Source organism: Terriglobales bacterium (assembly GCA_035457425.1).
Taxonomy (GTDB): Bacteria; Acidobacteriota; Terriglobia; order Terriglobales; family Acidobacteriaceae; genus JACPNR01.
The window spans coordinates 1-11148 of the sequence record DATIBR010000028.1 but is presented as its reverse complement, the minus strand read 5'-3'; the positions used below and the strand labels follow the sequence as shown (position 1 = coordinate 11148).

9 protein-coding genes and 1 pseudogene are annotated in these 11148 nt (G+C 65.7%); 6 read left to right on the top strand and 4 right to left on the bottom strand.

All coding sequences use genetic code 11. The features are described 5' to 3' along the window. The coding region (locus tag VLA96_02295) for a YihY/virulence factor BrkB family protein (GenBank protein ID HSE48018.1) at window positions 1–755 on the bottom strand (755 nt) is incomplete at its 3' end. Between the two features lie 351 nt (window positions 756–1106). On the opposite strand from VLA96_02295, the gene VLA96_02290 reads away from it, so the two are divergent. Both VLA96_02290 and VLA96_02285 read left to right on the top strand, forming a co-directional pair. Further along, entirely contained in the window at window positions 1107–2135 is a 1029-nt protein-coding gene (locus VLA96_02290; protein ID HSE48017.1) for an Ig-like domain-containing protein, read from the top strand. A 310-nt stretch (window positions 2136–2445) separates the two neighbouring features. After that, window positions 2446–2649, top strand: coding sequence for a cold-shock protein (locus VLA96_02285; GenBank protein ID HSE48016.1), 204 nt, complete (start codon window positions 2446–2448; stop codon window positions 2647–2649). A gap of 229 nt (window positions 2650–2878) precedes the next feature. On the opposite strand, the gene VLA96_02280 is transcribed toward VLA96_02285, so the two are convergent. Both VLA96_02280 and queG read right to left on the bottom strand, forming a co-directional pair. Beyond that, window positions 2879–4744, bottom strand: a complete 1866-nt coding sequence (locus VLA96_02280; protein ID HSE48015.1) for a tetratricopeptide repeat protein — start codon at window positions 4742–4744, stop codon at window positions 2879–2881. A gap of 43 nt (window positions 4745–4787) precedes the next feature. Next, entirely contained in the window at window positions 4788–5867 is a 1080-nt protein-coding gene (gene queG / locus VLA96_02275; GenBank protein ID HSE48014.1) for a tRNA epoxyqueuosine(34) reductase QueG, read from the bottom strand. Between the two features lie 254 nt (window positions 5868–6121). Here queG and VLA96_02270 point away from each other — a divergent pair, with 254 nt between their 5' ends. Then, window positions 6122–7978 (top strand): alkaline phosphatase family protein, encoded by a 1857-nt coding sequence (locus VLA96_02270; protein ID HSE48013.1) that lies wholly within the window; start codon window positions 6122–6124, stop codon window positions 7976–7978. Window positions 7979–8159: 181 nt separating this feature from the next. Then, window positions 8160–9632: an NAD(P)-dependent oxidoreductase gene (locus VLA96_02265; protein HSE48012.1), complete on the top strand. Its 1473-nt coding sequence runs from the start codon at window positions 8160–8162 to the stop codon at window positions 9630–9632. Window positions 9633–9697: 65 nt separating this feature from the next. On the opposite strand, the pseudogene VLA96_02260 reads toward VLA96_02265, so the two are convergent. Continuing rightward, window positions 9698–10285 (bottom strand): annotated as a pseudogene (locus VLA96_02260) (DUF507 family protein). 127 nt (window positions 10286–10412) lie between these two features. Between VLA96_02260 and VLA96_02255 the strand changes: the two are divergent. Both VLA96_02255 and VLA96_02250 read left to right on the top strand, forming a co-directional pair. Further along, complete coding sequence (locus VLA96_02255) at window positions 10413–10877, top strand: hypothetical protein (protein HSE48011.1); 465 nt, start codon at window positions 10413–10415, stop codon at window positions 10875–10877. Window positions 10878–10879: 2 nt separating this feature from the next. Continuing rightward, a partial coding sequence (locus VLA96_02250; protein HSE48010.1) for a hypothetical protein occupies window positions 10880–11148 on the top strand: 269 nt, incomplete at its 3' end.

The following is an 11148-nucleotide window of genomic DNA, read 5'->3' as shown; positions in this document are numbered from 1 at the left end:
GGGCCGTAGACCTCCTGAAAATTGAGCCAGGGAAGCAGGTAGATGTAGGCGTACTTGGCGATCTCCCAGAGCAGGCCGGTGAAGACGGCGGCGGGCAGGACGGCGCGCGCCGGCACGCGTCCGGCCGGCAGGATCCAGTAGATGAGGAAGAAGATGGTGATGGTCGCGCAGACCGCCAGCACTTTCATGGTGACGAAGGTGATCATCTGCAGGACGAAGCGGTCGGGTACGACGCCGCGGAGCAGCGTCTGCTGGCCGGCGGTGAGCGCGACCGAGAGCAGCGCCAGGCATCCGGAGGCGAAGGCCAGGCCGAGCGAGACGAGCTGGTTGCCGAGGTAGCTGCGGTTCCTGGTGAATCCCCAGATGCGGTTGAGCGCGACCTCCAGCGGCAGGAAGACGCCGGTGGAGGTGATGAGCAGGATGGCGAGCGAAGCGACCTGGGCGCCGCGGCGGGCGTTGATGAGCACGTTGAGGTTGCGCAGGATGAAGTCCTGGCCGGCGGGGAGGTAGTCGCGCAGCAGGTCGAGCACGACCTGGTTCATGGCGCGCGAGCGGAAGACGAAGCGGATGAGCGTGAGCAGCAGGACGATGAACGGGAAGAACGAGAGGATGGCGTTGGCGGCGACGGAGAAGGCGAAGGTGTGGACGTCGGTCTGGAAGAGATACTTGGCGGTCGGCCAGACGCGCTGGTGGAAGCCGCGGGCGGCGCGGAAGACGCGGGTCTTGGGGCCGGGGGACGTCGCGGCGTCAGGCATGGTGGGTCATGGTAGCAGGACCAATGAGCGGCGCAGAGGACGCGGGGAAGAGCAAATGAAAACAGGAGGAGAGGAGGAGAGGAGGAAATCTTTTTCTTTTGGGTCCGGGGGAGGCCGCCCTGTCGGCTCATGGAGAAGAGGGAAACGAGGGAAGGCCCTACGCCGAAGTCAGGACTAAGGCCGGGCCGTAATCCGAGCCTAGTACCCGAACTTCGGAATTGCAGAGTAGAAGCTGGACGGAGAACGAATCGGGCTATCCTGAAAAAGTCGTACGCAGAAGCCGCCCATGCTGTGTTCGAGGGCGAACGAGAACGACGCGCGGACCCGCGTAAACACAGGAGAGAAACCAACATGGGCCGGAACCTTGCGCGCCTGCTGCGCGCCCTCATCACAAGCTTGTGCGTGACCGGAGCTGCTGCCTGGGCGGCGCCGGTGATCACCATCGCGAGCCCGGCGGGGGGCGCGACGGTGGGGTCGCCAGTGCAGGTGACGGCGAGCGCGACGTCTTCGACCTCGGCGATCAGGCTGCTGCAGGTGTACGTGGACGGGTCGAAGAAGTACGAGGTGAAGGCGGCGCAGCTCTCGACCAGCGTGAGCCTGGCGAGCGGCGGCCACAAGCTGACGATCGTGGCCTACGACTCGGCGACGACGGCGAAGTCGTCGGTGAGCTTCTCGGTCGGGGCGACGGCCAGCGGCACCTCGAGCACGATCCCTGGCACCGCCATCACCACGGCCGACATCGACGAGCTGACGGGCTGGAACTCCTGCGACGTGTGCGCGGGCCCGGGCGGGGCGGGCTCGACCGTGGCGCACAGCGTGACCTACGCGCAGAAGGATCCGTCGCGCGACGGGAACTCCATCAAATTCCACATCGGGGACAGCACGGCGGTCTCGTACGGAACCGCGTTGTGGTGGAAGTACGCGCAGGCGCGGGAAAGCTCGAGCCACTTCGTCTATGACCTGTACTTCTACCTGAAGGATCCGGCGGCAGCGCAGGCGCTGGAGTTCGACGTGAACCAGACGCGCAAGACCGACGGCGTGAAGTACATCTTCGGGACGGAGTGCGACATCCGCGGCACCAGGACGTGGCGCGTGTACGACAACTACAACAAGAAGTGGACGTCGACGGGGATCGCATGCACCGCGCCGACGGCCTACCAGTGGCATCACCTGGTGTGGGAGTTCGAGCGGACCGCCGACGGGCCGAAGTTCGTGGCCTTCACGCTCGACGGCACCAAGCACTACGTGAACAAGCAGGTGCAGAAGAAGACCGGCACGGGCAGCTCGACGCTGCTGAACGTGGCGTTCCAACTCGACGGCAACGGCGTGACGAAGCCGTACGACGCGTGGCTGGACACGGTGAAGATCACGCAGTGGTAGGGCAAGGATCCTTCGACTGCGCGTCGCTACGCCCAGGATCTCGCTAGCGGGCTCGCGCTGCGCCGCGTTCGCGGCTGCGCTCACGCCCGCCAAGCAGCTCGACTTGCCAAATCCGGAGTGTCTGGTATCATCCCCTCGCTTTCCCTCACAGGGGAGAAGCGGATTCGGGTTGATGTTTTTGCACTTCGGATCGGACTTCATGTCGAGAGAACAGGGCCGCACGGAGCGCGCGTAAGGCGCGGCCGGCGGCCTTTTTCATTGCGTGGGGCGCGGAGTCGGAACAGCAACCTTCTCAAAAGAGGAGCAGTTTGTGAGAGAGAAGGGCACAGTGAAGTGGTTCAACGGCGCCAAGGGTTATGGCTTCATCCAGCGGTCGACCGGGGAGGACGTGTTCGTCCATTTCTCCGCCATCCAGGAGCAGGGATACCGGACGCTGAATGAAGGCGAGACCGTGGAGTTCGATCTGCTGAAGGGCCCCAAGGGCTTCCAGGCCGCGAACGTAAGCCGCGGATAGCGGAGCCGGACGAGGGGTCCAGCCCAAGTCCGCAAATCCCGCCCGAGAGGGCGGGATTTTTTTGTGGAAATGAGCGGCGCAGAGGACGCAGGGAGGAGCAAATGAAAACGGGAGGAGGGAGGAGAGGAGGTTTTTTTCTTTGTTTTCGGGGGTGTTACAGCCTCGGCTCATGAAGAAGAGGGAAATGAGGGGATGGTGAGAGGCGGGCGAGTCGGCCGCCTCCAGACGACTATTGGATCTCGAGAGAGACCAAGTCGCCGGCGCCGGGAGAAGACTCGCGGTAGTTGACGGCGACGGGGACGTTCGACCAGGTGCAGGAAAAGGCATCGGCGCCGATGAGGACGAGTTTCTTGTAGTTCGGCGTGGTCAGGCGGACGGTCTTCTTCTGGGACGTGACGGTAAGAGTGGCGGAGCCGGCGGGGTCGCATGAGACGGCGGAGAGCTTGCCCTTGAGCCAGAGGATGGGGCGCTGGTCGATCTTGATGTCGGTGGGCGGCGGAGGCTCTTGGTCGCTATTGGGCTGGGCCGCGGCGTTGTCGTCGGGCTGCTTCTGCCACTTGGGGTTGTCGTAGGTGGCGGGGCGGGAGCGCTCTTCGAAGCGCCCGGTGCGTGCGGGAGCGGCCTTCATCTGCTCGAGGCGGGCGAGGGACTGCTCGGCCTGCGCGACCACGCTGGAGTCGGAAGAGGTCTTGAGGTAGTTGAGCAGGGCGCCGGCGTCGTCGTAGCTGCGGGCGTCGAGGTAGATGTAGGCGAGGTTGAGGCGGTAGTGGTCCTCGCGCGGCGAGAGCTTGATGGCCTTGAGCATGGCGTCGACCGCCTGGGGATACTTCTGGTCCATGCGATAGACGAAGCCGAGGAGGTTCCAGGCGTCGGCGTACTCGGGGTCGAGCTCGACGGACTTGAGGAGGTGGTCGCGCATGGCGGCGGCGTTGAAGTCGCCGCCGAGTGTGCCGCCGCGGTGCTGGATGAGCGACGCGGCGTAGTAGTGCACGCGCGGGTCGTTGGGCAAGAGCTGAGCGGCCTGCGAGAACTGCTCGGCGGCCTTGGGGAAATCCTGGCGGTAGAGGTAAGCGTAGCCGAGCGAGCGGCGGGCGCGTCCGTTGTTGGGATCCTGCTGCAGGATGTTCTCGAGCTCGGTGACGCCGCGGTCGATGTAGTCGCGCGAGTGGACGTGCAAGTCGGCGATCTCGGTCTGGGCGTCGAGCAACGGCAGCTTGCGGATCTGGTAGCCGTAGGTGTTGACGTTCTCCAGGCCGGGGGGCATGGGGATGGTCCACTTCACGACGCTGGCGGAGCGGTAGAAGCTGTTGAGCTCCCTGTCGAACTGCTTGGGGTCGAGCTTGAAGGCGCGACGCATGGCGTCGACGACGGGGAGCTTGTCGGTCATGGTGAGCTTGCAGTACTCGGCGGTCTCGGCGAGCTTCTTCTTGTCGAAGACGTAGTGCACCATGAGCCAGGACTGGGCGTAGAAGTTGGAGCGGCGGTCGCCGCTCTCGTTGTAGGTGGCGGTGTCGTGGGTGACGGCGAACAGGTCGGCCACCGGCATGAGGCCGCGCTCGCGCAGGACGTAGGGGACGTACTCGGGGACGTCGCCGACCTCGAATTCTTTCTGCGAGACCTTGATGGTGGAGTAGTACTCGGCAAAGCCTTCGTCGAACCACGCCGGCATGCGGGGGAAGTTCCCGTTGAGCAGCAGGTGGGCGTACTCGTGGAAGACGACTTCGAAGGCGTTGGGGCTGGAGAGGTCGAGCAGGATGAAGTTGCGGTCCTCGGAACCCTGAAAGAGGCCGGCGAGGCTGACGGGCTTGCCCTTCCAGAGCGGGACGTGCTGCCTCATCTCCTTGCTGTTGCGGAAGGCGATGATGAGGAGCGGGACGGGGATGTTGACCTTGTCCTTGAGCAGGAGGGCGCCGAAGACGTGGCGCATCTGCTCGAAGCGGAGCGCGACGTCGCGGCCCTTGTTCGCGCCGGCGTCGGTGATGACCTGGAAGTGCGGGGAGCGGACCTCGGTCCACTCGGGCTCGCCGGCGTGGAGGAAGGGCGCGCAGAGGGCGAGCAGAAGAGCGAGAGAGAAGAGGCGGGCGAGGCGCGACATCAACATTATGGTAGCGCAAAGCGCGCCGGCGGGTCGCCGGCGCCTACCGCTCGAGATACCGGATGGCCCACGCGGCGTGGGAGGCGACGACCGGATCGTCGTCGTGAGAGAGGCGCTGGAGCGTGGGGAGGAAGCCCGAGTCGCCGCTGTTGCCCATGGCGACCACGGCGTTGCGGCGCAGGCCGGAGTACTTGGCGCGCTTGACGGGCGAGCGGCGGAAGCGGCGCTGGAAGTCTTCGCGGGAGAGCGTGGCCATCTCTTCGAGCGGCGGGTTGACGAGCGACGGATCGGGGACGAACTCGGGTGCTTTCGCCAGGGCGGCGCGGTGCTGGTCGTGGCGGTCTCTCGAATTCCAGGGACAGACGTCCTGGCAGATGTCGCAGCCGAACAGGTGATCACCCATGAGCGGGCGCAGGTCGTCAGGGAGTGCGCCGCGTTTCTCGATGGTGAGGTAGGAGATGCAGCGCGCGGCGTCGAGCTGGTAAGGCGCGGGGAACGCGTTGGTGGGGCAGGCGTCTAGGCAGGCGGTGCAGGTGCCGCAGCGGTCGGGGGCGGGAAGGGCCGGCGAGGGCAGCTCGAGCGAGGTGAGGAGCACGCCGAGGAAGAACCAGGAGCCGGCGTCTTCGGAGATGAGGCAGGTGTTCTTCGCCTGCCAGCCGAGGCCGGCGTACTTGGCGAGGACGCGCTCGAGGAGCGGCCCGGTGTCGACGTAGCGGCGCGTGCGGGCGGCGGGGTGCTGGCGCTTCAAGGCGTCTTCGAGGCGGATGAGGCGCGACATCACGGCGTCGTGGTAATCGGTGTTGGGGAACCAGGCGTAGCGCGAGATCCATCCGCGGCGCGGGTCGCGACATTCGGTGGAGTAGGGCGGCGCGGTGTTGTAGTCGAGGGCGCAGACGATGGCAGACTTCGCCCACGGGAAGGTGGCCTGCACGTTCGCGCGCTTCAGGCGGCCGTGTTCGTCGCGGGAGGCGAGGTAGTCCATGTCGCCGGCGGCGCCGCGCTCCAGCCACGCGGGGAAGAAGTCGAGCTCGGGCATGGGCTGCGCGAGCGAGACCGTGCCGGCGCGGTCGAACCCCGCGGCAAGGGCGAGCTCGTGGACCTTAGAGGAAACAGCGGAGGGCATCTGCTTCCATTCTAAGGGGCCGAAATGAAAACAGCAGGAGAGGAGGAGAGGAGGAAATTCGATTTCTCTTGGTTTGTTACAGCGTCGGCTCATGAAGAAGAGGGAAATGAGGGGGGCGAATGAGCGGCGCAGAGGACGCAGGGGAAGCAGAGAAGATCAAATCATCGTGGAGAAATTCAGGCAGCGGCAGCACTGGCGCGGGTCCGAGCATCGTAACTAGATAGTAAATATTGGTTCCCCCCCAGGGCCTTGTTATGCGCTCTCTTCTCGCACGACCGCTTGGAATCGTTTGCCTGCTGCTCGCCGCGACCGGGTTTGCGGGGGCGCAGTGCACGCTCGACCAGACCAATCCCTCGGTGACGATCTGCCAGCCGGCAGACGGCGCCAACGTGAGCTCGCCGGTGCACATCGTGGCGGGCAGCCATTCCAGCTCGACCGTCGACCTGATGCAGGTCTACGTGGACCACAACAAGGCCTACGAGGTGCGGGCGAGCTCGATCGACACGATGCTGCCGTTGGCGGACGGGGCGCACCGCGTGACCGTGCAAGGTCATAACACCGCCGGCCAGTGGTTCAACAAGACGGTCAACATCACGGTGGGTGCGACGAGCCCGCCGCCGTGCACGCCGGCGACGGACCCGGGCGTGGCGATCTGCGAACCGGCGGACGGCGCGACGGTCGCGTCGCCGGTGCATATCGTGGCGAATTCGAAGTCGTCGGGCAGCGCCGTGACGGTGATGCAGATCTACGTGGACGGAGTGAAGAAGTACGAGGTCAAGGCGCCCACCATCGACACCAGCCTGGCGATGACCAACGGCACGCGCAGGGTGACCGTGCAGGGCATGAACGCCGCCAACCAGGTCTTCAAGCAGACGATCTACATCACGGTGGGCTCGGGCGGCGGCGGTGGCGGCGGCGGGACCGGGCTGAGCAACATCAAGCACATCATCTTTTACATGCAGGAGAACCGGCCCTTCGACCAGTACTTCGGGCGGTTCGGGCAATACCGGCGGAACAAGGGAAACTTCGACGCGTTCGACGAGCTGCCGCTGTCGGTGAAGCTGCCCACCTACTCGAGCGGGCAGTTCGTCTCGCCGTATCACCAGCAGACGGCGTGCCACGAGAACCTGAGCCCGGGGTGGAACGAGAGCCATTACTCCTACCACAACGGCGCCAATGACTATTTCATGAAGGCGAGCGGGTCGATCCCGTCGTCGATCGACCCGCAGGGCACGCGGGCGATGGGGTACTACGACTGGAACGATCTGCCGTATTACTACGAGCTGGCGTGGCAGTACGCGACGAGTGACCGGTGGTTCTCGTCGATCATGGCGCCGACGATCCCGAACCGGATGTACCTGTTCGCGGGGACGAGCTTCGGGCACATCCGGCCGGATCCGCCGCCGGCGAGCGGCTGGACGCCGAAGACCATCTTCCGGCAACTGAGCGAGGCGGGCGTCAGTTGGAAGTACTACTACCAGGACTCGAGCGTCTTCCTGGCGGACTGGGCGGACTGGAGCACGCAGAGCACGAAGGTGGTGAACATCTCGCAGTACTACACCGACCTGCAGAACGGGACGCTTCCGAGCGTGGTGTTCCTGGAGCGGGCGTCGCAACTGAACCTGGATGAGCACCCGACGCAGAACATGCAGAAGGGGGCGGCGAACACGAAGAAGCTGATCGACGCGCTGATGGCGAGCTCGGCGTGGTCGTCGAGCGTGTTCCTCCTGACGTTCGACGAAGGCGGCGGGTTCTACGACCATGTGAAGCCGCAGCCGGCGGTGAAGCCGGACGCGATCGCGCCGCTTTGGCGGTCGACCGACATCAAGGCGAATTTCGACCAGACCGGGTTCCGCGTGCCGCTGATCGTGGTGAGCCCGTGGGTGAAGCCGCACTACGTGTCGCACGTGGTGCGGGACAACACGGCGATCCTGAAGCTGATCTCGGTGCGGTTCGGGCTGACGCCGCTGACGGCGCGCGTGTCGGCGCAGGACGACATGACGGAGCTGTTCGACTTCGTCAACCCGCCGCGGCTGGCGATCCCGAGCCTGCCGGCGCAGCCGACCAGCCTGGTGTGCGACAAGACGAAGGAGAAGGCGCCGGGGTTCTAGGGATTGTCGATTTGCGATTTTCGATTGTCGATTTGGGCGCGGCGGAGGAACGCCGCGCCCGGTTTTTTGGGCCGGTGGGTTGAAATCGGGGACGCAGGCGGACTAGGCTAGGCGCACGAGAAGTGACGGCCGCCGGCGGTTGATGCCTGCGGCCGTCGCGCGCTACGTGGGGGTAGCGCGGATGCTAGATCGTCGACAGCGGTACCAGATCGACGTGCACAAGCCTGCCAAGCAGGACGCGCAGGAGCGCGTCCACAACTGGAACGAAGTCTACGAGACCTACACGCCCGAGCTTGCGGTGCTGGAGGCGCAGCGGTGTCTCTTGTGCGAGCACGCGCCGTGCATGCAGGCGTGCCCGCTGCACAACGACATCCCAGGCGCGTTCTTCCACCTCGGCAACGGCGACGTGCTGGCGGCGGCGGAGACGTTCTACGAGACGTCGAACATGCCGGACGTGTGCGGGCGCATCTGCCCGCAGGAAAAGCTGTGCGAGGGCGCATGCGTGGTGGGCGCGCGCAAGCCGCCGGTGACGATCGGGAAGCTCGAGGCGTACGTGGCGGATTACGTGCGGCACAACTACGGGCACCTGCGGCGGGAGCGCGCGGCGCCGACGGGGAGGCGGGTGGCGGTGATCGGCGGCGGTCCGGCGGGACTGACGGTCGCGGAAGAGCTGGCGGTGCGCGGGCACAGCGTGACCGTCTACGAGATGTGGCCGATGCCGGGGGGCCTGCTGCTCTACGGCATCCCGAATTTCAAGCTCGACAAGGGAGTGGTGCTGGCGAAGCTCGAGCACCTGCACGAGCTGGGGGTGGAGTTCGTCTGCAACTACCACGCGGGGAAAGAGCACCCGGTGGAGGACCTGCTGCATGCGGGCGCGCACGGCGCGGGCTACGACCTGCTGTTCCTCGGGTACGGCGCGGTCAAGGGCGGCGCGATGAAGATCGAGGGCGAGCACCTGAAGAACGTGTACCAGGCGACGGAGTACCTGGTGCGCGGGAACCTGCCGCCGGAGCTGCTGCCCGCGCAGTGGGCGAACGACGCGGATGCGAAGCCGCACGTGGGGAAGGTGACGGTGGTGGTGGGCGCGGGCGACACCGCGATGGACTGCGTGCGGACCGCACGGCGGCTGAATCCCGAGACGCAGGTGTACTGCCTCTACCGGCGGACGGAGGCGGAGATGCTGGGGCGGATGGAAGAGCGCGTCCACGCGAAGGAAGAGGGCGTGATCTTCGAGTGCCTGACGCTGCCGATCCGGTTCGTCGGGGGAAAAGACGGCGAGGTGGTGGCGGCGGAGTGCGTGCGGATGGAGCTGGGCCCGCCGGACGCGAAGGGCCGGCGGTCGCCGGTGCCCATCCATGACTCGAATTTCACCATCGCGTGCGACACGGTGGCGCTCGCCATCGGTTACAACGCCGACACCGAGATCCCGGAGACCACGCCGGCGCTGCACACCACGAAGTGGGGCACGGTGGTGGTGAAGAGCGAAGAGACGGGCGAGACCGAGCGCGAGGAGATCTACGCGGCGGGCGACGCGGTGCGGGGCGCGGACCTCGTGGTGACGGCGGTGGCGGCGGCGCGCAAGGCGGCGGCGAGCATGGACAAGAAGCTGGCGGGGATGGCGGCGCAGCCGGCGGCGGAGCGGAACGTGGCGTAGTCTTCAGACTTCAGACTTCAGACTTCAGGCCGACCCTTCAAAGTGGATTGGCTGACGTCTGAAGACTAGATGCCGAGCTTCTTGACTTCTTCCTGGTAGTACTTGCGGTAGAGGATGTCCCACTCCTGCGTGCCTTCCAGGATGGTGCGTTTCTGGGACTCGATCTTGGCGCGGGCGGCGCGATCGATCTGCACCTCGGCGCGCAGCAGGTCTTCGAGGTAGGTGCGGGTCTGCTGGCGGATGGTGTTGGGATCTTCGATGAACTCGACCTGGTCGAGGGTCTTGAGGGCCTCGGCGACGGCGCGTGCGAGGACGTTGAGCTTGTCGCGCGAGATGCGGATGCCGCTCTCGATCCTGGTCTGCTCGATGCGCACCTAGATCACCGCCTTGTACTTGCGGACGAGCTCGTTCTTGACCTTTTTGAACATCTCCTGGTAGCTGGCGCCGGAGCGGTTCATCTCGTCCTGGTACTGCTCGAGGATGACGCGGACCTCGTCGTTGATGCGGTCTTCGACGGAGAGCTCGTCGAGCAGGGCCTGGGTGACGCGCGCAGTGGTGCCAGGGACGTCGTCCGTGGCGATCTGCTCGCCGGCGATCAGCTTTTTGGTGAGCTCGCGGCCCAGGTAGGCCACGTATTCTTTCGAGAAGAGCATTCGGATGCGTCTGCGCGTGTGGTGCTAACTTTTTAGGATAGCATAGAGGGTCGTCGGCCGTCGGCCCCGAGTCGCCGGCCGCGAAGTTTCTGGCCGAGAGCCGATCCACGACCGACAACGCTTTGCCATGCAAGACGACCTCAGCACGATCAAAGACGACATGGTGGCCTTCATCGAGGGCCACGGCATGAAGCGCTTCCACGGCTACGTGACCGAGGAGGTGGACTCGGTGATGTGGCGGCAGCCGGAGTCGCCGGACGAGTGGAAGGACTTCGTGGAGCTGGCCAAGGCGGCCGCCGCGCCCTTCCTGACGATGAACGACGCGATGCTCTCGCGCGCCGACCTCGACACGCTCATCAACCGGCTGAAGAACGCGACCTTCCCGGAAGAAGACGACATCGAGGAAGCGCAGTACCTGAAGACCTTCGTCGGGAAGACCGGGTTCGTGCAGCTGGGGTGGCCGTTCCAGGGCGTGATGTTCCTCTACGAGCTTTCCACCGAGTGGTACGAGCGCTACCAGCGCCTGCTGGATTCGGCCGAGGGCATGGGCGGGCTGGTCATCGACGAGCACGACGAAGACGACGAGCACTAGGCGTGCAGTGGACGTATCGCACCCCGGACCCCGCGGTCGTCAGCCGGCTCACCTCCGAGGCCGGGCTCTCACCTGTCATCGCGCGCTTGCTGGCGCAGCGCGGCATCGCCACGCCGGAAGCGGCGCAGGCCTTCCTGCATCCCCGGCTCGAAGACATGCACTCGCCGTACGCGATGGCGGGGATGAAGGCGGCGGTGGAGCGCCTGCTGGCGGCCATCGAGCGCGGGGAAAAGATCCTCATCTACGGCGACTACGACGTGGACGGGACGAC